The following is a 23,665-nucleotide window of genomic DNA, read 5'->3' as shown; positions in this document are numbered from 1 at the left end:
GGACCGGTTGTGACAACATCCACTCTAGGTCACATTAGCTTCCCAGGGTGGAAGGAAAAGGCCGGTGGGGCCAATTGATTGGCCCCACCGGCCCATTACTTTACCGCTACCTGGTGATTGCCTGCGGTTTGATCTTGCGGGAATCCAGGACCTGGTCGATCAGGCCGTACGTCTGGGCTTCCGCGGCCGTGAGGATCTTGTCGCGCTCGATGTCGTTGTTGACCTGCTCCGACGTCCGTCCGGAGTGGTGTGCCAGCGTGTCCTCGAGCCAGGAGCGCATGCGCATGACTTCGGCAGCCTGGATTTCGAGGTCCGAGGCCTGGCCGCCCTGGCCGCCGGACAGGGCCGGTTGGTGGATCAGGACCCGGGCATTGGGCAGGGCAAGGCGCTTGCCGGGAGTACCTGCCGCCAGCAGGACCGCCGCGGCGCTTGCAGCCTGGCCCAGGCATACCGTCTGGATCTCCGGTCGGATGTACTGCATGGTGTCGTAGATGGCCGTCATGGCGGTGAAGGAACCGCCCGGGGAGTTGATGTACAGCGTGATGTCGCGGTCCGGGTCGGTGGACTCGAGGACCAGCAGCTGGGCCATGACGTCATCGGCGGAGGCATCATCCACCTGGACACCGAGGAAGATGATGCGGTCCTCGAAGAGCTTGGTGTAAGGGTCCTGGCGCTTGAAACCGTACGGTGTGCGCTCTTCGAACTGGGGCAGGACGTAGCGGCTGGTCGGGAGGTTGCCGGCAGTCGATCCGAAGTTGTAGGTCATTTTTTGGTGCTCCTGATCTAAGTGTTCTAAATGCCGGATTACTTCTCGGACGCTGACTCGCCGGAGGTTCCGTTGGCAGTTCCGCCGCCACCTGACACCGAACCGGCGTGGGCGGCAATCTTGTCGAAGAAGCCGTACTCAAGCGCTTCGGTGGCCGTGAACCACTTGTCACGGTCGTTGTCCTTGAGGATGGTCTCAACGGTCTGCCCGGTCTGCTCGGCAGTCAGTTCGGCCATGACCTTCTTCATGTGGAGGATAAGCTCGGCCTGGATCTTGATGTCAGAGGCCGTGCCGCCAATGCCGCCCGACGGCTGGTGCATCAGGACGCGGGCGTTCGGGGTGGCATAGCGCTTGCCCTTGGTGCCGGACGAGAGCAGGAACTGCCCCATGGATGCAGCGAGGCCGGTGGCAACCGTCACGACGTCGTTCGGGATGAACTGCATGGTGTCGTAGATGGCCATGCCGGCGGTCACGGAGCCGCCCGGTGAGTTGATGTAAAGGTAGATGTCCTTTTCCGGGTTCTCCGCGGACAGGAGCAGCAGCTGCGAGCAGATGGCATTGGCGTTGTCGTCACGCACCTCTGAGCCGAGCCAGATGATCCGCTCCTTGAGGAGCCGGTTGTAGATGTAGTTGTCCTGGGCTGCAGGATCGACAGTCGCCATCCGGGGGGACTCTGGGTGCTGTGACATGTGTACTAACCTCTCGCTGGTGACGGTGACATCACTGAAAATCACTACTTGGACACTAACCGGTTTCACCGGCGTTTTGTTCGCGCAGCCGCGGCTGTTCGCTGACGGCGCACGATCGGCCGGGCAGGTCCGGCAGCGGCCGGATTTTAACGCGAAGGGCCCCCGGATCGTGTGATCCGGGGGCCCTTAGGCGGCGCGTCCTAAAGCCTAGGCCTTGGCCTCTGCCTTGTCCTCGTCAGCTGCGCTCTCTTCGGTTTCAACTTCAACAGCCTCGGCTGCCGGAGCTTCCTCTTCGCCGCCGGGGCGCACGAAGTCGCTGAGGTCGACAACCTTGCCCTCGGTGTCAGTGACCTCGGCCTGGCCGAGGACAACAGCCAGCGCCTTGCGGCGGCGGACCTCGGAGACCATCATGGGCACCTGGCCGCTCTGGTCGATGATCTGGGCGAACTGGTTCGGGTCCATGCCGTACTGGCTTGCCGTGGTGACGATGTAGTCGATCAGCTCGTTCTGGCTGACGTTGACTTCTTCCTTCTCGGCAATGGCGTCGAGGATGATTTCGTTCTGGAAGGCACGGGCCGTGTTGGCGCGGACCTCTTCGCGGTGTTCCTCGGTGTCGTGCTCGCCTTCGCCGTGTCCGTTGCCCTCCTTGAAGTGGGCTTCGAGCTGCTCCTCGACCACGGAATCCGGAACGGGAACCTCAACGAGCTCAACGAGCTTGTCCAGTACCTTGTCCCGGGCCTCGACGCCCTGCTCAACAACCTTGGAGTCGGCAGCCTGCTTGGCCAGGTCCTCGCGGAGTTCGGCCAGGGTGTCGAACTCGGAAGCGAGCTGGGCGAAGTCGTCGTTTGCCTCGGGGAGTTCGCGCTCCTTGACGGCCTTCACAACAACCTTGACCTGGGCCTCTTCGCCGGCGTGGTCACCGCCCACCAGGGTGGTGTTGAAGATGGCGTCCTCATCGGCGCTGAGGCCGGTGACGGCTTCGTCGAGTCCGTCGAGCATGGTGCCGGCACCAACCTGGTAGGACAGGCCGGCGGCGGAGTCAACCTCTTCGCCGTCGATGGTGGCGGTGATGTCGATGGTGAGGAAGTCACCGTCGGCAGCGGGGCGCTCGACCGACTTGAGCGTGCCGAAGCGGCCGCGCAGTTCGTCGAGGGCCGTGTCCACGTCTGCTTCGGACGATTCGGCGGCTGCAACCTCAACCTTGATGCCTGCGTAGTCCGGGAGTTCAATCTCGGGACGGACGTCAACCTCGGCAGCGAACTTCAGGCCGCCGTCGGTAGCCGACGGGTCCGGAACCTCGGTGATTTCAACCTCGGGACGGCTCAGGGGACGGATGCCGGATTCCTGCACGGCAGCCTGGTACCAGCCGTTGAGGCCTTCGTTGATGGCAGTCTCCAGGACGTAGCCGCGGCCAACGCGCTGGTCGATGAGCTTTGCCGGTACCTTGCCCTTACGGAAGCCAGGGACCTGGATCTGCGAAGCAACGGTCTTGTAGGCCGAGTCGATGCTGGGCTTCAATTCCTCAAAGGGGACCTCAACATTGAGCTTGACCCGCGTGGGGGTGAGGTTCTCGACAGCGCTCTTCACGGTCTAAGTACTCCTGGGTTTGTGGGATGGGTTTCTGCAAACGCAATGTTTTGCCCAGGCCAACAGGTCCGGGCCGCAGAGTCGGGGTGACAGGATTTGAACCTGCGACTTCCTGCTCCCAAAGCAGGCGCTCTAGCCAAGCTGAGCTACACCCCGTAAGTGCACAGGCAAGTCTACGGTCATACGCGGCGAGTTTGCACATTTGACACGTAGGCCATGGATTAGGTTTAGTTGTATCCGGCTTGAACAGCCAGCCCGAAGTCGCAAGCCTGCTAATGTTGCAGATGCAGCTTCTTCCGGGGACGTAGCTTAATGGTAAAGCCTCAGTCTTCCAAACTGATTACGCGGGTTCGATTCCCGTCGTCCCCTCCAGAAATGAAGGCCCCTCAGTTGAGGGGCCTTTTTCATGTCCTAAAAACGACGGCACCGGCAAGCCATCGTGGGGCGCTTTGAGGGCTCAGGTGCCGCAATCTGCGGCGGAAGACGGCGTGTCCGTGCCGAAGTGCCCCAGTCCGGTTCGCCCCAGGACCACCGGCGCCGTGTTCAGGACTGGCAGGACGGGCACCAGTACAGCTTGCGGCCCACCAGCTCTGCGGCCAGCACCGTGGTGCCGCAGACCCGGCAGGGCAATCCGTCACGCTTGTACACAAAATGGGCGTTGTCCCGGGCGGGAAAGGTGCCGCTCTTCATCGCGGCGGCTTCGGCCGCGGGTTTGGACGCCTTGCCGTTTCCCGTCCAGTAGCGGGGCGTCGTGGTGATGATCCTGCCGTCGGCAACGCCGTCGTTCATCACGGAGACGACGTCGCGCCACAGCTTCCGCGCCTCACTGTCCGCAAGGTTGCTGCCCGGCAGCCAGGGGTCCAGCCGCCGCCGGAACAGGACTTCCGCCCGATACACGTTGCCCACGCCGGCAATGATCTTCTGGTCCATCAGGAGCGCGGCCACGGGTGCCTTGCGGCTGTGGAGGTTGGCGGCGAAACGCCCGGCGTCGCCCCGGCGGTTGACCAGGGGATCCGGCCCCAGCCGGGCCCGCACCATGTCAGTCTCGGCCAGGGTGATGGCCTCACACGTGGTGGCACCCCGGAGGTCGGCCCAGCCGTTGCTGCTGGCCAGCCTGACCCGGACGGCGCCCACCGGTGCCGGCGGACCAGCGTAGGCGTCGTCCCCGTCGCTGCCCGCGCCTCCGCCGTCGTCGCTTCCTTCCGCAAAGGTTTCCCGCTCCCCCACGCGGCGCGGCGCACCGATGCTGGACGATCCGGCGAAAGTGCTGTCGCCGCCGAAGCTCCAGGCCCCGTACAGCCCAAGGTGCACGTGCAGCACCAGGGCGTTGTCGAAGTGCAGGAACAGGTGCTTGCCGTGCGCTTCGGCCGCGAGGAGGGTGTGCCCGTCCAGCAGCGCGGCGCCTGCGCTGAATTTGCCCTGCGGACTGGACACACTGAGCCGGCGGCCGCCAAAGACGTCCCCGAACTGCCGCGCCAGCCTGCGGACGGAATGCCCTTCAGGCACTACTCGATAACCTCGCCGGTTGTTTCGTAGGCGGCAATCATGCCGATGCGGCGCACATGGCGTTCATCGTTGCTGAAAGGCTCCGCCAGGAAGGCCTCGATGAGCTCAGTGGCTTCCTCCACGGTGTGCTGGCGGCCCCCCACGGCAACGACATTGGCGTCGTTGTGCTCGCGGGCCAGGACGGCGGTGGAGTGGTTCCAGGCCAGGGCGGCACGAACGCCTTTGACCTTGTTGGCGGCAATCTGCTCACCGTTGCCCGAGCCGCCCAGCACGATGCCCAGGGCGTGGATGCCTGCCTGCTGGTCCGCAACCACCGCAAGGGCGGCGTTGATGCAGAACGACGGGTAGTCATCCTGTGCGTCGTAGGCCTTGGGACCGTGGTCCACCACCTCGTATCCCTTGGCGGACAGGTGCTGCACCAGGTGGGCGCTGAGCTCCATGCCTGCGTGGTCGGTGGCGATATGGACCCGCGGGAAAGCAGGGGAAGAAGTCACGAGCAGAATCCGTTCGGTTGGGGGCGCCGGCAGCCGGCCGGGACGGCGCAGGCGAGGGTCAGGACAACAGGGTCAAGGATACTAGGACTCCGGCTGGGCGGCTGGTGGCTGGCCGCCCCCTCCGCGGCGTGCCCTTGCGGCAACACGGGTCAAGACTTCAGCCAGCCTGGCAGCGGACGCGGGGCTGCCGCCGCTCACCGCGAGGCGCTGGCCGTCAGTTTTGCTGACGACGACGGCAGGGCCGCTGCTGACGAGCATGGCTGAGGTTGCGCCGTGGTGCCGGTAGCCCCACCCGCCATAGTCTGCCGCCTTCACTTCTGCCGCCGTGGCGCCGGAGATGGCTCCCGCCGGCACGTTCATGACCGGCACGATGCCGGCCAGGAGGACCTTCAGGCCCTGCCGGTCGGCTTTGATCCGGGCAAACAGGAAGGCGGCGCCCACCACTGCGAGGAGCACCAAAAGCATCCCAAGCCAGGGCACGGCGACCGTGATCAGCGCGGAGGGAAACAGCGACGCTATGGCGATCATGATGAAGACCGAACTGCGGGCGTGCACCCAGAGGCGGATGCTGTCCCGCGCCAGGTCCGGGTCCGCTTCCCTGGCGAGGGTGAGTTGCAACGCGCGGTCATCGTCGAGCGACCACTGCTGGTCGGCCTTGAAAACGAAGGCGATGATGACGCCCAGCGCCACGGCCGCACCGCTTCCCAGCGCGAGGACCGTCATGTCCACATGGGATTCCCGGGCATCTGCCAGCCCTGCCTGCCCCACCAGGCCGGCAGCGACGACGCTGGTGACAAAAAGGCTGAGGAACAGTCCGGCACCCATCATGATCCGTCGCATGATGGCAGGCCTGTTGAGGCTCACAGCCTGGGAGAGGACCAGCCAGCCCGCCGCCACGATCGCCGCCGCCCCCACCCCCACATAGGTGCCGAAGGGCGCGAAGGCCGCGCCGCCGTCGTCCGTCCACCTGACGGCGAGCGGCTCGGGAAGGTCCGGCCGGATCAGGAAGGCGCACACCACAAAACCGGCGGCAAGGACCACCGGAAACCCTGCGGCGAAGCGCAGCGCCCTGGCGTCCACCGAATCCATAAGCTTGCCCATGATCCAACGCTACTCCGGCTGCAGGCACCTGGCGTCCTGACTCTTTCCCCGTCCGCTGTGAGCCGCGCTACGTTTCCGGCGCTGAAGGAATGCAAGAATGAGCAGTGCCGCCGCTGGGCACCGCCAGCTGCGCAGACGCAATCTTTCTGGAGGTCCCTGTGCCAGGTATGAATCTCACGCGAGTTGAAGCCAATGAACGTGCCAAGCTGATTTCCGTCGAGTCCTACGAGGTCAGCCTGGACCTGACCCGCGGCGCAGACGTCTTCGGCAGCACCACCACCGTGAAGTTCAGCGCCAGGCCCGGGTCCTCCACTTTCATTGACGCTGTCACCTCCGCCGTCCACAGCGTCACCCTGAACGGCAGGAGCTTGGATCCGGCCGCGGTGGCCGACGGCGTGAGGATCCAGCTGCCGGAGCTCGCGGAGCAGAACGAGCTCACCGTCGTGGCCGATGCGCCCTACATGAACACCGGTGAGGGCCTGCACCGCTTCGTGGACCCGGTGGACAACGAGGTCTACCTGTACACCCAGTTCGAGGTTCCGGATTCGCGCCGGATGTTCGCCGTGTTCGAACAGCCCGACCTGAAGGCGGCGTTCACCTTCACGGTCACCGCGCCCTCGCACTGGGACGTCATCTCCAACTCCCCCACGCCCGCACCCCTGGAGACCACGCCCGGGGACGACGGCGGCGCCCGTTCCGTCTGGTCCTTCTCCCCCACGCCGAGGCTGTCCTCCTACGTCACGGCGCTGATTGCCGGCCCCTACCAGTCCGTGCGCAGTGAAGTGGTGAGCTCCGACGGGCGGACCATTCCGCTGGGCGTCTTCGCCCGGAAGTCGCTGATGCAGTACCTGGACGCCGAGAACATCTTCGACCTCACCCGCCAGGGCTTCGCATTCTTCGAGGCGCAGTTCGGCTGCCCCTACCCGTTCGAGAAGTACGACCAGCTGTTTGTTCCGGAGTTCAACGCCGGCGCCATGGAAAATGCCGGGGCGGTGACCATCCTGGAAGGCTACGTCTTCCGCAGCAACGTCACGGAAGCCCAGATCGAACGCCGTGCCATCACGGTGCTGCACGAGCTCGCCCACATGTGGTTCGGGGACCTGGTGACCATGCGCTGGTGGAACGACCTGTGGCTCAACGAGTCCTTTGCCGAATACATGTCCCACCTCGCGGCGGTGGAGGCGACGTCCTTCACCAGCGCGTGGACCACCTTCGCCTCCGTGGAGAAGTCCTGGGCCTACCGCCAGGACCAGCTGCCCACCACGCACCCGATCTTTGCCGAGATCAACGACCTGCAGGACGTCGAGGTCAACTTCGACGGCATCACCTACGCCAAGGGCGCCTCCGTCCTCCGCCAGCTGGTGGCGTGGGTTGGCCCGGAACAGTTCATGGCCGGGGTGCGTGAATACTTTGCCAAGCATTCCTGGCAGAACACCGAGCTGAGCGACCTCCTGGTGGAACTGGAGAAGGCCAGCGGCCGCGACCTTGACGACTGGGGCCGGCAGTGGCTGGAAACCGCCGGGGTGAACACCCTGACGCCGGAGCTTGAAGTGGACGGCGACGGCGTGCTCACGTCCTTCGCGATTGTGCAGTCTGCGGTTGAGGAGTGGCCCACGATCCGGCCGCACCGCCTGGCGGTGGGTTTCTACAACCTCAACGGGTCCGGCAAGCTTGAGCGGGTGCACCGCGAGGAGCTGGATGTCGACGGCGGACGCACCGAGGTGCCCGGGCTGGTGGGGCTTGCCCGGCCGGACCTGGTCCTGGTCAACGATGACGATCTGGCCTACGCCAAGGTCCGGCTGGACGAAAAGTCCCTGGCAACAGCCACGGCCCACCTGAAGGACTTCAGCCAGAGCCTGCCGCGGACCCTGGTCTGGAACTCGGCCTGGGACGCCGCCCGCGACGGCGAGACACCGGCACGGCGGTACATTGACCTGGTCCTCGCCAATGTGGCGGCGGAGTCTGATTCCTCCGTGATCCTGGTCCAGCTCCGCCAGCTGGCCACCACCCTGAATTTCTACGTTGCGGAGAAGCACCGCGAGGCCACCGCGGTGGCAGCCGCGGACCGGCTGTGGGACCTGGCGTCCGGGGTGGCCGGCGGATCCGACGCGCAGCTGCAGTTCGTCAAGTCCTTTGCACTGCTGGCCCGCAGCGGGCCCCAGCTGGACACGGTGGCGGGGCTCCTGGACGGTTCGGCCACCCTGGAGGGGCTGGCCGTGGACCAGGACCTGCGCTGGGAGCTGGTGGCTTCCCTGGTGGCCGGCGGACGCCTCGGCCAGGACGGCATTGATGCCGAACTCCAGCGCGACAACACCTCCAGCGGCCAGAACGCCGCGGCCCTTGCCAAAGCTGCCATCCCCACCCCCGAAGCCAAGGCGGAAGCCTGGGAGTCCATCGTGGTCAAGGGCGAACTCTCCAACGCGCTCCAGGGTTCGGCGGTCACCGGCTTCATGCGGGTCCTGGACCGCACCCTGCTGGAGCCTTACGCCGAGAAGTACTTCGAGGCGGTGCCGGGCATCGTCGAAACCCGCACCCACGCACTGGCCCAGCAGATCGTCGTCGGACTCTACCCGGCGCTGCTGACCACCCAGGCGACCGTTGACCGCACGGACGGCTTCCTGGCGGCGCTTCCGCCGGCGAGCGCCGCGCTGCGCCGGATGATGCTGGAAAACCGCGACGGCGTTGCCCGGGCACTGCGCGCCCGCGCGGCTGATGTCCTCCCGGGCGAGGCGTAGGAGGCCGGGATGGGACTCAGTGAGCACCGGTATGGGCTGACCGTCCAGTGGACGGGCAATTTGGGTGAGGGGACGTCCTCCTACCGGGGCTATTCCCGGGCCCACAACATCCTGATTCCCGGGCTGCCGGTCCTGAAGGGCTCAGCGGACCCCACGTTCCACGGGGACAAGGAGCGCTACAACCCGGAGCAGCTGCTCCTGGCGGCCCTGGCCCAGTGCCATATGCTCTCCTACCTGCACGTGGCCGTAAAGCACGGCGTGGTGGTCACGGACTACCGCGACGAGGCGTCCGGGACGCTGAAGCTGAACCGGGACGGCAGCGGCCAGTTTGAGAGTGTAACGCTGCGCCCGACGGTTACGGTGGCGGATCCGGCGCAGGTGGAGCTGGCCGGCCGGCTGCACCATGAGGCGAACCAGGTGTGCTTCATTGCCCGCAGCGTGAACTTCCCGGTGGGGCATGAACCGGTGACGCTAACGGCCTGATGGCCCAACCAGGTAGCGCTAAGTGTCGTTTTCAGGGCTCAAAACGACACATAGCGCTACTCAGTTCTGCGAGGGCCTCGAGCGCCTCAGTGGCAGGGACAGGATCGCGGGCGACGTCGACCACGGCGTCCGACTCCCCCGTCGCGTCGGCGTAGGCGTTCCCGCCCAGTGAACGGTCCGCCCTGAGCCAGGATGCATCCTGGGGCGGAACCGCGCGCCAGGCAAATGACGTCATGCCCGGCCGCCACGGCGCTGCGGACGATTTCTGCGGAGAGGAAGGCCGTTCCGCCGAGGACGAGAATGCGCATGTTGAGAGGCTGCGGCGATAGTGTTGAAGGAGAACAGAGCCGTCCGCGCCGGGCGTAACCGGCAGCACGGCACTCCCTTCCCGGCACAGCCAAACAACAGCAGGAGTACTACCCCCTTATGGTCAGCACGTTGTCCATCCTTCCTTCCGCCGCCAGCGAGCCGGACGGCATCAGCGTCACCGGCATCGTGATCAGCCTCGGCGTCGGCGTTGCCATCTGGCTGGTGGCCACCTTCGTCATCTCCCGCATCACCCGGCGCGTGGCGGCAGGCAGCAACTTCTTCAAAAAACCCACCTTCAAGTGGGCCGCCCCTGCCTTCAGGGCCCTGGACCATGAACGGCGCGTACAGCGTGCGGAAACCATCGGTTCACTGCTCAACAGCATCGTGGGAGTACTGGTGGTGGTCATCACCGGCATGTACGTCCTGCAGAACCTGGACATCAACATCGCACCCCTGCTGACCAGCGTCGGCATCCTGGGTGTGGCCATCGGCTTCGGCGCCCAGCAGCTGATCCGCGACTTCCTGGCAGGTATTTTCATTACCATTGAAGACCAGTTCGGTATCGGCGACGTGATCGAAACCAGCGAGGTGGTGGGCGTGGTGGAATCAATGGGCCTGCGCATAACCCGCGTCCGGTCCGACGACGGCGCCATCTGGTACCTGCGCAACGGCGAGATCCTGCGGGTCGGCAACCGCTCCCAGGGCACCTACGTGCCCCTGCACGAGTCGCCGGACGGCACCACGGACCAGGGCTCGGACCACGGCGCCGAGAACACCAAGACCGAGCAGAAAGCCGGAGAATAGCGATGACGATTCCCATCGAACCGCAGAGGCCGCAGCTGATGCAGAACGATCCGTTCAGCAAGCCCGGCTACACCGACAACTTCTATGATGCCGTGGGCGGGCACGACACCTTCGTGAAGCTGATCGATGTCTTCTACGACGGCGTGGCGACGGATCCCCTGCTGCGGCCGATGTACCCCGAAGAGGACCTTGCACCGGCGAAGCGCCGCTTCCTGATGTTCCTTGAGCAGTACTGGGGCGGGCCCACCACCTACGGCGAGGAACGGGGCCACCCCCGGCTCCGCATGCGGCACATGCCGTTCAAGGTGACACCTGAGGCCAAGGACCGCTGGCTGTTCCACATGCGCAAGGCTGTGGACGCCCTGGAACTTCCGCCGCTGTACGAGGGCACCCTGTGGGACTACATGGAGCGCGCTGCACTGTCCATGGTGAACAGCCCTTCAGCGCCGTGACCGATGGCGCCGTAACCGCCGGTTAGAGGAGTCCGCTTCCGGTCCGCGCCAGGACGTGGCCGCGGGTGCCCGTGAGGCGGAACCAGCGGCCGGCCCGGTAGAGCTTCTGGTCGCCATCGGCAAGGAACCCCAGGGCCAGGGCGGCGAAGGCGGCGCCGGCGGGCAGCCCCGAGGCATCGAGTTCCCGGCCCCACACCGCTGCGCGGGCGTTGTTGACGATCAGGGCACCGGGCTTGTCCGGCACGATTCCGGCCACCTCCGCAATGCCTGCCTCGGCGGCTTCCCTTAATTCGGCATCGGAGCGGGAGCCGATCAGCTCCCACCCGCTCCGCGGGGCGCTCACACCTGTCCAGGACTCGGTGACGGTGGACGGCGGAACGGGAAGTTCGACGTCGTCCTGGCCGGCGCGGGCCAAACGGTCCAGGACCGCGGACAATGCCACGGTCACATCCGTCGCCGAGGGTTCTGCCAGGGCCATGGTGCGTAGCCCGAGGATCGTGGGAGTCGATTCGCCCAGGAGCCTCGGCCGGAGCACGCACACATACGCGGCGAGGACGGAACCTGCCGCCTGAAGCCGGATGGCGCCGTCGTCAATGGCTTTTGCCCGCGTGGCGAAGGTCTTCAGATCGGCAAGATCCTGGGAGTCGGCAAAACGGAAGGAAGAGGTGAGGAGATCAGACACACCAAGAACACTACCGGCTGGGGCTTTGTTGAGCAGTGCCGGGGCGCCGTCTAGAGTCGAACCATGACTGAAGCCGACGCCGGACTGCTGGCGCTCCCCAGCGAAGATCCCACCTCATCGCTCATCTCCCTCCTTGACCTCGGTGAGCTGGAGGGGGCGCGGACGGACGAGGACATCTTCCTGGGACCTTCACAGCAGCAGCCCCACCACCGGGTGTTCGGCGGCCAGGTCCTGGCCCAGTCGCTCGTTGCATCCATCAGGACTGTGGCCCCTGACCGTTTTGTTCACTCGATGCACGGCTACTTCCTTCGGCCGGGCGACGCCAACAAGCCCATCACCTTCGGCGTCCAGCGACTCCGCGACGGCCGGTCCTTTTCGGCACGCCGGGTCCATGCCTACCAGGAAGGCACGCCCATCCTGTCGATGATCGCCTCCTTCCAGGGGGAGGATGAGGGGATTGAGCACCAGTCCACGATGCCCAGTGGCATTCCGGACCCGGAGTCGCTGCCCAGTACCGCTGACCTGCTGGGAAAATTCGACCACCCGGTGGCGCGGCACTGGGCCTATGAGCGTCCTTTCGACATCAGGCACGTGGATCCGCCGCTGTACGTCTCCGCGAAGGGCCAGCGGGAAGCCCGCAATGCGGTCTGGATGAAGACTTTCGGGCCGATGCCGGACAACCCCAACCTGCACCGGGCGGCCCTGGCGTACGCCAGCGACTACACCCTCCTTGAGTCCATCCTGCGCCGCCACGGCCTGAGCTGGATCACCCCCGGAATGAACGTGGCCAGCCTCGACCACGCGATGTGGTGGCACCGCCCCGCCCGCGTGGACGAGTGGCTCCTGTATGTCCAGGAATCACCCAGTGCGCAGGGCGCCCGCGGGCTGGCGACAGGGAAGATCTTCAACCAGGCGGGGCAGCACGTGGCATCCGTTGCGCAGGAGGGCATGGTCCGGGTGCCCACAGACCTGAAGAACAAGGTGGTGGGCGCCTTCCAGTCCAAGGTGATGGAGCACCAGATCCGCAAAGCCGGCCGGGACTGACCGGAAATCCCGCGCCCGGCGTAGAACACGTAACAGGCCGGCACCCAACGTGGGTGCCGGCCTGTTCCGTACTGTCTCTGCCTGCGCTGGTGATGGAGCAGTGCCCCTTGTTATACCGCCGCGGGTCAGTCGCGGGTGAGGCGGCGGTGCGTGACGCGGTGCGGCTTGGCGGCATCCGGGCCGAGGCGCTCCACCTTGTTCTCCTCGTAGGATTCGAAGTTGCCTTCGAACCAGTACCACTTGGAGGGGTTCTCCTCGTCGCCTTCGTAGGCCAGGATGTGCGTGGCCACCCGGTCCAGGAACCAGCGGTCGTGCGAAACCACCACGGCACAGCCGGGGAACTCGAGCAGGGCATTCTCCAGGCTGCTGAGGGTTTCGACGTCGAGGTCGTTGGTGGGCTCATCGAGGAGCAGCAGGTTGCCGCCCTGCTTGAGGGTCAGCGCCAGGTTCAGGCGGTTGCGCTCACCGCCGGAGAGCACGCCTGCCTTCTTCTGCTGGTCCGGGCCCTTGAAGCCGAAAGCGGCAACATAGGCGCGGGACGGCATTTCGACCTGGCCCACCTGGATGAAGTCGAGTCCGTCGGAGACGACCTCCCACAGGGACTTGTTGGGGTCGATGCCCCCGCGGCTCTGGTCCGCGTAGGAGATCTTGACCGAGTCGCCGATCTTGAGGTCTCCGCCGTCGAGCGGCTCAAGCCCCACGATGGTCTTGAAGAGCGTGGTCTTGCCGACGCCGTTGGGGCCGATGACGCCCACGATGCCGTTGCGGGGAAGGCTGAAGGACAGTCCGTCGATCAGGGTGCGGTCCTCGAAACCCTTCTGGAGGTTCTTGGCTTCCAGCACCAGGCCGCCCAGGCGGGGTCCCGGCGGGATCTGGATCTCTTCGAAGTCCAGCTTGCGGGTGCGGTCCGCTTCTGCGGCCATCTCCTCATAGCGGGCAAGGCGGGCCTTGGACTTGGTCTGGCGACCCTTGGCGTTGGAGCGGACCCATTCCAGTTCCTCGCTGAGGCGCTTGGCCTGCTTGGCGTCCTTCTTGCCCTGGATTTCCAGGCGGGCACGCTTCTTCTCCAGGTACGTGGAGTAGTTGCCCTCGTAGGGGTACAGGTGGCCTCGGTCCACTTCGGCGATCCATTCCGCCACGTGGTCCAGGAAGTACCGGTCGTGGGTGACGGCCAGGACGGCACCCGCGTAGGAGGACAGGTGCTGCTCCAGCCACAGCACGCTCTCTGCGTCGAGGTGGTTGGTGGGCTCGTCCAGCAGCAGCAGGTCGGGCTTCTGCAGCAGCAGTTTGCAGAGGGCAACACGGCGGCGCTCACCACCGGAGAGGTTGGTGACGTCGGCATCCGCCGGCGGGCAGCGGAGGGCATCCATGGCCTGCTCCAGCTGGGAGTCCAGGTCCCAGGCCTCCGCGGCGTCGATGGCTTCCTGCAGCTGTCCCATTTCCTCGAGGAGGGTGTCATAGTCAGCGTCGGGGCTGGCCATTTCCTCGGAGATTTCGTTGAAGCGCTGGATCTTGCCGTAGATCTCGCCCACGCCTTCCTGGACGTTGCCCAGGACAGTTTTTTCTTCGTTGAGCGGGGGCTCCTGCAGCAGGATGCCCACGGTGTAGCCGGGGCTCAGCCGGGCCTCACCGTTGGAGGGGGTGTCCAGTCCAGCCATGATCTTGAGGATGGTGGACTTACCGGCACCGTTCGGGCCCACGACGCCGATCTTGGCGCCAGGGAAGAAGGACATGCTTACGTCGTCAAGAATAAGTTTTTCGCCAACGGCTTTGCGGGCCTTGGTCATTGTGTAGATAAATTCCGCCATGGTTCCAAATCTAGTGGGTTGGCAGGCATATCTCACATTCCGCGCGACAGGCTCAGGTGCCTACAAAGCACTTGCCGCTGGCCAGGACAGGCAGGACGGTCACTGCCACGGCACCGTCGCGGACCTGGCCGATCACGCAGTCGCGCCCTTGGAGCACTGCCGCCTCGATGGCATCTGCTTCCAGGCCTGTGGGTGTCCGGCTCTGCGACACTTCAAGGGCCCCAGGCGCAATGCCCGCTCCCGTCAGTGCATCGCTCACCTGGGCAGTGGCGGGTTTGGGTGTTCCCGCCGCAAGTCTGCCCAGCGCGTCAGTGACGGTCTGCCGGACAGTTTCCGTGGCAGCGGCTTCAGCGGAGGCGTTCGAGGCGGCCCCGGAGGTATCCGCCAGGGGTCCGGCGTCCTGCGTCCCGGGAGTGCCGGCGCCTGTCTGATCTGCGGCCGCTGAGCCGGCAGCCTGTGACGGTGCCATTCCTGGCTCTGCTACTCCTGGCTCCGTAACTCCAGGCGCTGCTGAACCGGGTTCGTTGACAGACGGCGTCCCGCCGACGCAGCCTGCGAGGGATCCCGCCAGGGCGGCGACGGACAGAGCAGCCAGCAGGCGGCGTATGGGGCGCTGCGGTGACAACCGGGCAGGTTTCCTTGAGCCGGCGCGGGCAACCTGCGGGTTTCCCGCCATGACAATCTGCCGGGAGTCGAGGGTAAGCCGCATGCAGTCATTCTGCCACGGGCTGGTGAATCTCCACCGCAAACCGGACGGGAAAGACCTCGACGGGCAGGACACGGCCGGGGGTGCCGTGGCCTGCCCGCAAAGGTAGCCATGGAAACGACAGCAACAGCTTTCCTACACTCCGGATTCGGCGAGTTCCCCCGTTTCCAGGTCCAAGGGGACCATTTCGCCATTTGTGTCCTCGATGAAGGCAACAGCCGGATCCGCGCCGCCGTCCGGGTCTTCGTCGCTGTCTTCAGGTTCTTCGAACGGTCCGTCTGCGGCACGGTGTTCGCCCTCGGCGAGGGGAGGCTCCTGGTCCACGAGCGAAAGGATCGGCTTGGCAGAGGAACGGATGAAGTTGGCCGTGCCCCACGTGAGGTCGTGGCCCACAGCGTCGGCATCAATGGTGTGCGAGTAGTACACCCGCCCGTCCCTTTCCCAACTGCGGATCTTCAGCTTGCCGACGACTATGACGGGCTGCCCCTTCCTGATGCTGCAGCCGATGCTTCCCGCCAGGTGGCGATAGCCCTGGACCAGGAACCAGTTTGTGTGCCCATCCGACCAGGTGCCTGTTTCCCTGTCACGCCGCCGCGAGGTGGACCCAATCCGGAAAGAAGCGGTGGCCACTCCCCCTGGTGTTGTGGAGCTCTTGATCTCGGTGGCAACGAAGCCCCGGATCGTTATGGTGTCGCTCATCTCTACGTCCTGTCTTCAATGGTGGTGCCTTTACCCGGCAGAACCAGCATCGCCGTCGCCCTCCTCGGGATCGAGGGCGTGGCGTGCCTATGTGGACAACCCGGCCCAGTACCTGCCCGTGGAGGAAAAGTGGGTGGGCGGGGCGCTGGTGACGGTGCCGGCGCTCCGGGCAATGTAAACTTTTTGAGGCGCCGGAGATCAGCTCCGGAAGGCAATGCCTCAGTAGCTCAGGGGATAGAGCAGCGGCCTTCTAATCCGCCGGTCGGGGGTTCGATTCCCTCCTGGGGCACCAACCAGAAACACCCCGGTTCACGGAACCGGGGTGTTTCTCTCTGTCACCACTGCCCCATCACTTCTGCTCCCGGAGCATCGGCGGCAAAGCAGCGCCAAGCGTAAGGTCAGCGGGGTGCGCTTCAGGCCTGCAGCCGATGCGGTGCCTCCACCAGCGCCCGGACCACGCTGCCCGCCGCCCCCAGCAGTGCCCCGGCATCCCCCACCGTGGATGTCATGACGTGTTCGGGGGAAAGCGCACCGGGCGCGTACTTCGCCAGGCTTTCCAGGAGCGGGCCGTGCAGCCACTGGTCAAGGACGGCGAAGTGCCCTCCGAGCACCACGGCGCGGACATTGGCCACCCGGGACGCCGATGCCACGGCAACCCCCAGCGCCCTCCCCGCCTGCTGCACGGCCGTCAGCGCGGCGGGACTGCCGGCGGCCAGGGCGCCCAGCAGGTCCGCCATGCTTTCGGTCCTGGTCCGGCCCTTGACGGTGATTCCGGCAGCAGAAAAAATCGCGTCCTGGCCCGCGACAGTCTCCAGGCAGCCCGTCCCGCCGCAGGAACAGGGTGCGCCCTCGGGGTCCACCACGATGTGCCCCACCTCCCCGGCATTGCCTTCAGGGCCAGTGAAAAGCTCCGAATTCAGGACCAGCCCGCCGCCAACGCCCACTTCGCCCGAGATGTACAGGAAATCCCGCCCGTGCGGGCTGTGGGCCAGCTCTGCGAGGGCGGCGGCATTGGCCTCGTTGAAGAGGGAAACCCCCAGTGGCACGCCGGGAAGCAATCGGGCCACATCCAGCTTCGTGTCCACCCAGCCCAGGTTGGGGGCCACGGTGACAGTCGAACTGCCGGGCTCAACAAGGCCGGGAACGGCAAGTCCTCCCCCCAGGACGTCGACACCCAGGGCAGACGCCGCCAGCCGCACCCCCGAGGCCAGCTCGGCGAGGGCCGACATCACGGCGCCGCTTGCACTGTCCCGGTTGTCCCTTTCCCGGACCTCTTTCACCACGAGCTCCCCGGAGAGGCTCGTCACGCCCGCGGCAATGTAATCAACGTTGATCTCCATACCCATGACGCCCCGTGACGGATTCAGCTCCAGCCCCACCCCCGGCCGGCCCCGCTCCCCCTGCCTGCTCAGGCCGACTTCGCGGAGGATGCCGGCGTCCAGGAGATCCAGGACGATGCTCGAAACGGATGCTTTTGTCAGCCCTGTGGCCGCAGCCAGCTGGGCCCGGGTCAGGTGGAATCCGGCGGGTGACTGCACCACCCTGCCAAGGACCAGGGCGAGGTTGTTCCGCCGCACGTCCGCCATGTTGCCCGGCGCCCCGGCATCGGACGGTGCAGTAGCAGGTGCGGTGCTCGCCATGGCCGCTCTCCTTGGGTTCGATCCGGGACCGTTTCCTTCGGCCCCTATTGACCCTAGCGTAGTCACGCTTATATAGTTCAAGCGATAAACTAACTTGCCCAACCGGCGGCAAACTGACTGCAAGGATGCATCATGACTCTCTCCCCGACTCCCGCTGACAAGTTCACCTTTGGCCTCTGGACCGTTGGCTGGACCGGTGCCGATCCGTTCGGTGTTGCCACCCGCGCGGACCTGGATCCCGTGGAGGCCGTGCACCGGCTGGCGGAACTCGGCGCCTACGGCATCACCTTCCACGACAATGACCTGGTGCCCTTCGATGCCACGGTTTCGGAGCGGGAACTGATCCTGAAGAACTTCAAGGCAGCCCTGGCCGAGACCGGCCTGAAGGTCCCGATGGTGACCACCAACCTTTTCAGCCACCCGGTGTTCAAGGACGGCGGCTTCACCTCCAACGACCGCTCCATCCGCCGCTTTGCCCTGTCCAAGGTGCTGCGCAACATCGACTCCGCTGCCGAGTTCGGCGCCGAAACCTTCGTGATGTGGGGCGGGCGTGAGGGCAGCGAATACGACGGGTCCAAGGATCTTTCGGCAGCCCTGGACCGGATGAAGGAAGGCGTGGACACCGCCGCCGCCTACATCAAGGACAAGGGCTACAAACTGCGCATCGCCCTCGAACCCAAGCCCAACGAACCCCGCGGCGACATCTTCCTCCCCACCGTTGGGCACGGCCTGGCGTTCATCGCACAGCTCGAACACGGCGACATCGTGGGCCTGAACCCCGAAACCGGGCACGAGCAGATGGCCGGACTGAACTTCACGCACGGCATCGCCCAGGCACTGTGGGCCGGCAAGCTCTTCCATATCGACCTCAACGGCCAGCGCGGCATCAAGTACGACCAGGACCTCGTGTTCGGCCACGGCGACCTCACCAGCGCCTTCTTCACCGTTGACCTGCTCGAGAACGGCTTCCCCGGCGGCGGACCCCGCTACGACGGCCCCCGCCACTTCGACTACAAGCCCTCCCGCACCGACGGCTACGACGGCGTTTGGGAATCCGCGAAGTCCAACATGTCCATGTACCTCCTGCTCAAGGAACGCGCCCTCGCCTTCCGCGCCGACCCGCAGGTCCAGGAAGCCCTCACCGCCTCCGGCGTCTTCGAGCTCGGCGAGCCCACCCTCGCCGCCGGCGAAACCACCGCCGACCTGCTCGCCGACACCACCGCCTTCGAAGACTTCAACGCCGACAAAGCCGCCGAACGCTCCTTCGCATTCGTCCGCCTCAACCAGCTCGCCATCGAACACCTCCTCAACGCACGCTAAAGATATGGCACTCGTAGCAGGCATCGACAGCTCCACCCAGTCCTGCAAAGTGGTGATCCGTGACGCGGACACCGGAGCACTGGTCCGCCAGGGCCGGGCCAGCCACCCTGAGGGCACCGAAGTCCACCCCGACCATTGGTGGACTGCCCTTCAGGAGGCAGTGGCAGCGGCCGGTGGGCTGGAGGACGTGGCTGCAGTCTCCATTGGGGGCCAGCAGCACGGCATGGTCTGCCTGGACAGCGAAGGCGAAGTGGTCAGGCCTGCGCTGCTGTGGAACGACACGCGGAGCGCCGGTGCGGCGAAGGAACTGATTGCCACCGCGGGCGACGGCGACGCTGCCGCCGGCGCCCGCTACTGGGCCAGCGCCACTGGCACCGTCCCGGTAGCGTCGCTGACGCTGACCAAGCTGCACTGGCTGGCTGCGAACGAGCCGGACAATGCGGCGAAGACAGCGGCCGTGTGCCTGCCGCACGACTGGCTGACCTGGCGGCTGCTGGGCCACGGCCCCGGCAGCGGTCCCGGGAACCTTGAGGCGCTGGCCACGGACCGGTCGGATGCCTCCGGGACGGGCTACTACTCGACGGCGACGGGCGCGTACCTGCCGGAGGTCCTGAAAACGTCGCTGGGGCATGTTCCGCACCTTCCCGACGTCCTGGGTCCCCTGGACGTGGCGGGCAAGGCTTCCTCAGGCGTCCTCGTTGCCGCGGGTGCCGGGGATAATGCGGCAGCGGCACTGGGTGTCGGCGCCGGCGTGGGCGATGTGGTGATGTCGCTGGGTACGTCCGGCACTGTCTTTGCCGTGTCCGGCACGCCGGCCGCCGATCCGTCCGGGCTGGTGGCCGGGTTCGCCGACGCCGCAGGGCACTACCTCCCGCTGGTGTGCACGCTGAACGCCACCCGCGTTTTTGATGCCACGGCCGCACTGCTGGGCGTGGGCATCGGGGAGTTCAACGAGCTGGCGCTGTCAGCCGAAAGCGGCGCCGGCGGCCTGACTCTGGTGCCCTATTTCGACGGCGAGCGCACCCCCAACCTGCCGGATGCCACCGGCTCGCTGCACGGCATTACCCGCGGGAACTATACGCCTGCCAACCTGGCGCGTGCCGCCGTCGAAGGTGTTGTCTGTTCCCTGGCGGACGGGCTGGCAGCCCTCCAGGACCAGGGGGTGGAGGCCCGCCGGGTCATACTGGTGGGCGGCGGCGCCCAGTCCACGGCCGTTCAGCAGGCGGCGGCACAGCTGCTGGGAATCGACATCAGCGTGCCGAGCCCCGGCGAGTACGTGGCCGACGGCGCCGCCCGCCAGGCCGCCGGGGCACTCACCGGACACTTCCCGCAGTGGGCGCTTGACGCCGTCGACCTCCCCGGAGGCAAGGACGACGCCGGCGTGCTGGCCCGCTACCGCCGGTTCGCCTCGATGCACGCCTAGCACCCGGCGCATGGAAAAGACCCGGACCGCGCACGCGGTCCGGGTCTTTTTGGTGGGGCGCAGGCTCCTGCCGTGACGTTAGCAGGAGCCCGCGGTCTGGACAGGAGATCCAGAGCGTGTCAGGCGTACGGGAGGACAAGCTCCGCGTAGCGGTCCTTCACTGTGGACAGGACTGTGTTGCCGTCCGTGTCCCAGATCTCCTGATTGAAGATTTCCACTTCGATGTCACCGGTGTACCCGGCGTCGCGCACCCAGGTGCCGATGGTGGCGAAGTCCACCACACCGTCGCCCATATATCCGCGGGACAGCAGCGGATCGGCAGCGATGGGCATGTTGAAGTCGCACACCTGGTAGGAAGCGATGCGGTTCTCCCGGCCGGCGCGTGCAATCTGCGCCTTGAGTTCGGGATCCCACCAGACATGGAAAGTGTCGACGGCGACGCCCACCGTGGAGGCGTCGAACGGTGCCGCAAGGTCCAGCGCCTGTCCCAGGGTGGAGATCAGGGCACGGTCCGCGGCGTACATCGGGTGCAGCGGCTCCAGGACCAGGCGGACCCCGTTCTCCTCTGCGAAGGGGACCAGGTCTGCCAGGCGGTCCGCGACCCGACGGCGTGCAGCCACCACGTCCCTCTCCCCCGGAGCCAGCCCGCCGACCACCAGGAACAGCTCCCGGGTGTCCAGCGCGACGGCTTCCAGGATGGCCGCCCGGTTGTCCGCGAGTGCCGCGGCCTGCCCCTCCGTGTCCGGCGCGGTGAGGAATCCGCCCCGGCACAGGGAGGAAACGCGAAGGCCGGCGTCCTTGATCAGGCGGGCCGCCTTGTCCAGGCCGGCTTCCTCCACGCGGTCGCGCCAGGGACCGATGGCGGGGATCCCGGCGTTGACGCAGCCGTCTACCACCTGGGCGAGGGTCCACTTCTTGGTGGTGGCGCTGTTGATGGAGAGGCGCGCGAAATCTGAAGTGCTGGTCACACGCCCACCCCGTTGATCCGCAGGTAGTCGGACATCCGGAACGCAGCCAGTGCGGGGTCCCTCAGCAGGCCGGCCTGGTCCGCCAGTTCGAAGGTCCTGGCAAGGTGGCACACGGACCGGCCGGAGTGCAGGCCGCCCACCATCTGGAAGCCGGGCTGCCTGCCGTTGAGCCAGGACATAAACGCGATACCGGTCTTGTAGTAGAACGTGGGGGCGCTGAAGATGTGCTTGCCCAGTTCCCGCGTGGAGTCCAGGATTTCGCGTGCCTTGGCGGCGTTGCCGGCGTCGTAGTTGTGCAGTGCCACCGAGGCGGCCGGGTAGATGGCTGCGAAGATGCCCAGGAGGGCGTCCGAGTGGTGGGTGCCGTCGCCGTCGATCAGTTCGGGGTAGTTGAAGTCGTCGCCGGTGTAGAGGCGGACGCCGTCGGGGAGGGCCGCGCGGAGGGCAACCTCATGGCCGGCATCCAGCAGGGAGACCTTGACGCCGTCCACCTTGTCCGCATGGTCCTTGATGAGGCCCAGGAATGTCCCGGTGGCGGTTGCGACATCGTCCGAACCCCAGTAGCCGGCCAGGGCGGGATCAAACATGGTGCCAAGCCAGTGGAGGATCACCGGCTGGTCCACTTCCTGCAGCAGGGTGGAGTAGACCTTCAGGTAGTCGTCAGGGCCGTTGGCAACCTTGGCCAGGGCACGCGAGGCCATCAGGATGACCTTGGGGCCGGCTTCGGTGATCACGGCGATCTGTTCGCGGTAGGCCTCAAGCACGGCCTTGATGCCGGCTTCGCCGGCCGGCAGGGAGTCGATGTCCAGCTGGTCCGTGCCGGCGCCGCAGGAGACCAGGTCCCGGACCGACTTCCCGGCTGTCGCCGCGTTTCCGGCTGAGACCACCGAGGCTGCCTCGACGCCTGTCCGCTTGATGAGCTGCTGGGTGGCTGCCCAGTCAAGGCCCATGCCCCGCTGGGCGGTGTCCATGGCATCTGCCACGCCGAGCCCGTAGGACCACAGCTCATGGCGGTAGGCCATGGTTGCGTCCCAGTCGAGCCGGGCTGGGGCGCCGGGGGTGTTGTCAGCGAGGACTTCCGGGATGACGTGCGCGGCAGCGTAGGCACGCCGGGCAGTCAGCGGGGCGGTGGGGCGGGCCCAGGAGGTGCCGCCCTGCAGCCGGTATTCGCGGGTGCCGCCGTCGTGGGAGGGAAGGATGAGCGAGGTCATTAGAGGGTGATCTCCGGGATATCGAGGGTGCGGCGTTCATCGTTGGACTTCAGGCCGAGTTCGGCAAGCTGGACGCCGCGGGCGGCGGAAAGCAGCCCGAAGCGGTGCTCGCGGCCGGCGACGACGTCGCGGAGGAATTCTTCCCACTGCAGCTTGAAGCCGTTGTCCAGCTCGGCATTGGCCGGGACTTCCTGCCACTGGTCGCGGAAGGACTCGGTGACGGGCAGGTCCGGGTTCCAGACCGGCTTGGGGGTGTGGGCGCGCTGCTGGGCGACGCACTTGTTCAGGCCTGCGACGGCGGAGCCGTGGGTACCGTCAACCTGGAACTCCACCAGTTCATCGCGGTAGACGCGCACTGCCCAGGACGAGTTGATCTGGCCGATGACTTCGTCGCCGCCCGGGGTCTCGAGCTCGAAGATGCCGTAGGAGGCGTCATCCGCCGTGGCCTTGTATTCCTTGCCTGCCTCGTCCCAGCGCGCCGGGATGTGGGTGGCGGTCTTGGCGTTGACGCTCTTGACCTTGCCGATGATGCCCTCAAGGACGTAATTCCAGTGGCAGAACATGTCAGTGGTCATTCCACCGCCGTCTTCCTTGCGGTAGTTCCAGGAGGGGCGCTGCGCGGCCTGGATGTCGCCTTCGAAGACCCAGTAGCCGAACTCCCCGCGGATGGAAAGGATGCGGCCGAAGAAGCCTTCGTCCACCAGGCGGCGCAGCTTGACCAGGCCGGGCAGGTACAGCTTGTCGTGCACGACGCCGGCCGTGACGCCGGCATCCTTGCCGATGCGGGCAAGTTCGATGGCCTCTTCAAGGGTTTCCGCCGTGGGCTTCTCGGTGAAGATGTGCTTTCCGGCGAGCATTGCCTTCTTCAGGGTGGCTGCGCGGAGGCTGGTCATGGAGGCGTCGAAGATGACATCCACGGTGGGATCGTTGATGACCGATTCCAGGTCCGTGGTCCATTCAGCGACCTTATGCTTTTCGGCGAGTTCGCGGATCTTGGCTTCGTTCCGGCCCACGAGGATGGGTTCAACCTGGACGCGGGTGCCGTCTTCCAGGGTGAATCCGCCTGCATCGCGGATGGGAAGGATGGACCGCAGCAGGTGCTGGCGGTAGCCCATCCGTCCGGTGATGCCGTTCATGGCGATGCGGATGGTTTTTGTTTCGAAGCCCATGTGTCCTCCACGGTGAGTGAGCAGTTGTACTCAAGCTGGTCTGGGAAAGCGCATTCCCACTACGACAAT

22 protein-coding genes, 3 tRNA genes and 1 pseudogene are annotated in these 23,665 nt (G+C 66.0%); 10 read left to right on the top strand and 16 right to left on the bottom strand.

The features are described from left to right. Positions 1-106 precede the first annotated feature (106 nt). The 4 genes from ACKAE7_RS06665 to ACKAE7_RS06650 all read right to left on the bottom strand — a co-directional run bounded on the left by ACKAE7_RS06665 (position 107) and on the right by ACKAE7_RS06650 (position 3,198). Complete coding sequence (locus ACKAE7_RS06665) at positions 107-766, bottom strand: ATP-dependent Clp protease proteolytic subunit (RefSeq protein WP_188729318.1); 660 nt, start codon at positions 764-766, stop codon at positions 107-109. A gap of 38 nt (positions 767-804) precedes the next feature. Then, on the bottom strand, positions 805-1,428 hold the full coding sequence (locus ACKAE7_RS06660; protein WP_188730089.1) for an ATP-dependent Clp protease proteolytic subunit: 624 nt from the start codon (positions 1,426-1,428) through the stop codon (positions 805-807). 234 nt (positions 1,429-1,662) lie between these two features. Next, positions 1,663-3,042 carry a trigger factor gene (gene tig / locus ACKAE7_RS06655; protein ID WP_191035955.1) on the bottom strand — a complete coding sequence of 460 codons (1,380 nt, stop codon included), beginning with the start codon at positions 3,040-3,042 and terminating at the stop codon, positions 1,663-1,665. Between the two features lie 81 nt (positions 3,043-3,123). Beyond that, positions 3,124-3,198: transfer RNA gene (locus ACKAE7_RS06650), tRNA-Pro, on the bottom strand. Positions 3,199-3,340: 142 nt separating this feature from the next. Between ACKAE7_RS06650 and ACKAE7_RS06645 the strand changes: the two genes are divergently transcribed. Beyond that, a tRNA-Gly gene (locus ACKAE7_RS06645) sits at positions 3,341-3,414 on the top strand. A gap of 171 nt (positions 3,415-3,585) precedes the next feature. Here the strand turns inward: ACKAE7_RS06645 and ACKAE7_RS06640 are convergent. The 3 genes from ACKAE7_RS06640 to ACKAE7_RS06630 form a co-directional block, all read right to left on the bottom strand. Then, positions 3,586-4,548, bottom strand: coding sequence for an Fpg/Nei family DNA glycosylase (locus ACKAE7_RS06640; protein WP_190612234.1), 963 nt, complete (start codon positions 4,546-4,548; stop codon positions 3,586-3,588). Then, positions 4,548-5,042 carry a ribose-5-phosphate isomerase gene (locus ACKAE7_RS06635; protein WP_408978753.1) on the bottom strand — a complete coding sequence of 165 codons (495 nt, stop codon included), beginning with the start codon at positions 5,040-5,042 and terminating at the stop codon, positions 4,548-4,550. Before ACKAE7_RS06635 ends, ACKAE7_RS06640 begins: the two co-directional genes overlap by 1 nt. Positions 5,043-5,123: 81 nt before the next feature. After that, the gene (locus tag ACKAE7_RS06630) at positions 5,124-6,143 is read right to left on the bottom strand and encodes a hypothetical protein (protein WP_408978752.1); all 1,020 of its coding nucleotides are present in this window, start codon (positions 6,141-6,143) and stop codon (positions 5,124-5,126) included. Between the two features lie 167 nt (positions 6,144-6,310). Between ACKAE7_RS06630 and pepN the strand changes: the two genes are divergently transcribed. Beyond that, entirely contained in the window at positions 6,311-8,878 is a 2,568-nt protein-coding gene (gene pepN, locus ACKAE7_RS06625; RefSeq protein WP_408978751.1) for an aminopeptidase N, read from the top strand. A 9-nt stretch (positions 8,879-8,887) separates the two neighbouring features. Further along, positions 8,888-9,361: an OsmC family protein gene (locus ACKAE7_RS06620; protein ID WP_408978750.1), complete on the top strand. Its 474-nt coding sequence runs from the start codon at positions 8,888-8,890 to the stop codon at positions 9,359-9,361. Positions 9,362-9,428: 67 nt separating this feature from the next. Here the strand turns inward: ACKAE7_RS06620 and ACKAE7_RS06615 are convergent. Beyond that, positions 9,429-9,669: pseudogene (locus ACKAE7_RS06615) on the bottom strand (epimerase); the annotation flags it as partial. Positions 9,670-9,787: 118 nt separating this feature from the next. Here ACKAE7_RS06615 and ACKAE7_RS06610 point away from each other — a divergent pair. Then, the gene (locus ACKAE7_RS06610) at positions 9,788-10,474 is read left to right on the top strand and encodes a mechanosensitive ion channel family protein (RefSeq protein WP_188808697.1); all 687 of its coding nucleotides are present in this window, start codon (positions 9,788-9,790) and stop codon (positions 10,472-10,474) included. A gap of 2 nt (positions 10,475-10,476) precedes the next feature. Then, a complete protein-coding gene (locus ACKAE7_RS06605; RefSeq protein ID WP_281359071.1) occupies positions 10,477-10,926 on the top strand; it encodes a globin in 450 nt (149 codons plus the stop codon). Positions 10,927-10,948: 22 nt separating this feature from the next. Here ACKAE7_RS06605 and ACKAE7_RS06600 read toward each other — a convergent pair whose 3' ends face one another. Beyond that, the gene (locus ACKAE7_RS06600) at positions 10,949-11,608 is read right to left on the bottom strand and encodes a hypothetical protein (RefSeq protein ID WP_190612226.1); all 660 of its coding nucleotides are present in this window, start codon (positions 11,606-11,608) and stop codon (positions 10,949-10,951) included. A 63-nt stretch (positions 11,609-11,671) separates the two neighbouring features. Between ACKAE7_RS06600 and ACKAE7_RS06595 the strand changes: the two genes are divergently transcribed. Further along, positions 11,672-12,652 carry an acyl-CoA thioesterase II gene (locus ACKAE7_RS06595; protein ID WP_188808695.1) on the top strand — a complete coding sequence of 327 codons (981 nt, stop codon included), beginning with the start codon at positions 11,672-11,674 and terminating at the stop codon, positions 12,650-12,652. Positions 12,653-12,777: 125 nt separating this feature from the next. Here ACKAE7_RS06595 and ettA read toward each other — a convergent pair whose 3' ends face one another. From ettA to ACKAE7_RS06580, 3 genes are all read right to left on the bottom strand, one after another. Continuing rightward, on the bottom strand, positions 12,778-14,460 hold the full coding sequence (gene ettA / locus ACKAE7_RS06590; RefSeq protein ID WP_188808694.1) for an energy-dependent translational throttle protein EttA: 1,683 nt from the start codon (positions 14,458-14,460) through the stop codon (positions 12,778-12,780). Positions 14,461-14,512: 52 nt separating this feature from the next. After that, on the bottom strand, positions 14,513-15,169 hold the full coding sequence (locus tag ACKAE7_RS06585) for a DUF6993 domain-containing protein (protein WP_229666248.1): 657 nt from the start codon (positions 15,167-15,169) through the stop codon (positions 14,513-14,515). A gap of 132 nt (positions 15,170-15,301) precedes the next feature. Then, the gene (locus tag ACKAE7_RS06580; RefSeq protein WP_408978749.1) at positions 15,302-15,865 is read right to left on the bottom strand and encodes a single-stranded DNA-binding protein; all 564 of its coding nucleotides are present in this window, start codon (positions 15,863-15,865) and stop codon (positions 15,302-15,304) included. Here ACKAE7_RS06580 and ACKAE7_RS06575 point away from each other — a divergent pair. Together ACKAE7_RS06575 and ACKAE7_RS06570 are read left to right on the top strand one after the other, a co-directional pair. Beyond that, positions 15,855-16,043, top strand: coding sequence for a hypothetical protein (locus ACKAE7_RS06575; protein WP_408978748.1), 189 nt, complete (start codon positions 15,855-15,857; stop codon positions 16,041-16,043). The genes ACKAE7_RS06580 and ACKAE7_RS06575 overlap by 11 nt on opposite strands. 38 nt (positions 16,044-16,081) lie before the next feature. After that, a tRNA-Arg gene (locus tag ACKAE7_RS06570) sits at positions 16,082-16,157 on the top strand. A 121-nt stretch (positions 16,158-16,278) separates the two neighbouring features. On the opposite strand, the gene ACKAE7_RS06565 is transcribed toward ACKAE7_RS06570, so the two are convergent. Further along, positions 16,279-17,505 (bottom strand): ROK family protein, encoded by a 1,227-nt coding sequence (locus ACKAE7_RS06565; protein WP_408978747.1) that lies wholly within the window; start codon positions 17,503-17,505, stop codon positions 16,279-16,281. Positions 17,506-17,637: 132 nt separating this feature from the next. Between ACKAE7_RS06565 and xylA the strand changes: the two genes are divergently transcribed. Then, a complete protein-coding gene (xylA, locus tag ACKAE7_RS06560; protein WP_190612217.1) occupies positions 17,638-18,825 on the top strand; it encodes a xylose isomerase in 1,188 nt (395 codons plus the stop codon). A gap of 4 nt (positions 18,826-18,829) precedes the next feature. Next, positions 18,830-20,248, top strand: coding sequence for a xylulokinase (gene xylB, locus ACKAE7_RS06555; RefSeq protein ID WP_408978746.1), 1,419 nt, complete (start codon positions 18,830-18,832; stop codon positions 20,246-20,248). Positions 20,249-20,367: 119 nt separating this feature from the next. Here the strand turns inward: xylB and ACKAE7_RS06550 are convergent, their stop codons facing one another. From ACKAE7_RS06550 to ACKAE7_RS06540, 3 genes are read right to left on the bottom strand one after another with little or no spacing between them, the layout of a single operon-like run. Then, a complete protein-coding gene (locus ACKAE7_RS06550; protein ID WP_408978745.1) occupies positions 20,368-21,216 on the bottom strand; it encodes a sugar phosphate isomerase/epimerase family protein in 849 nt (282 codons plus the stop codon). Next, positions 21,213-22,427, bottom strand: coding sequence for a dihydrodipicolinate synthase family protein (locus ACKAE7_RS06545; protein WP_408978744.1), 1,215 nt, complete (start codon positions 22,425-22,427; stop codon positions 21,213-21,215). Before ACKAE7_RS06545 ends, ACKAE7_RS06550 begins: the two co-directional genes overlap by 4 nt. Next, positions 22,427-23,596, bottom strand: coding sequence for a Gfo/Idh/MocA family protein (locus tag ACKAE7_RS06540; RefSeq protein ID WP_190612206.1), 1,170 nt, complete (start codon positions 23,594-23,596; stop codon positions 22,427-22,429). Before ACKAE7_RS06540 ends, ACKAE7_RS06545 begins: the two co-directional genes overlap by 1 nt. Between the last annotated feature and the right edge of the window lie 69 nt (positions 23,597-23,665).

The sequence above is a fragment of the Pseudarthrobacter sp. NKDBFgelt genome, from assembly GCF_046097905.1.
GTDB lineage: Bacteria > Actinomycetota > Actinomycetes > Actinomycetales > Micrococcaceae > Arthrobacter > Arthrobacter polychromogenes.
The sequence above is the reverse complement of the archived record's forward strand: the minus strand, read 5'-3'. Positions and strand labels throughout refer to the sequence as shown.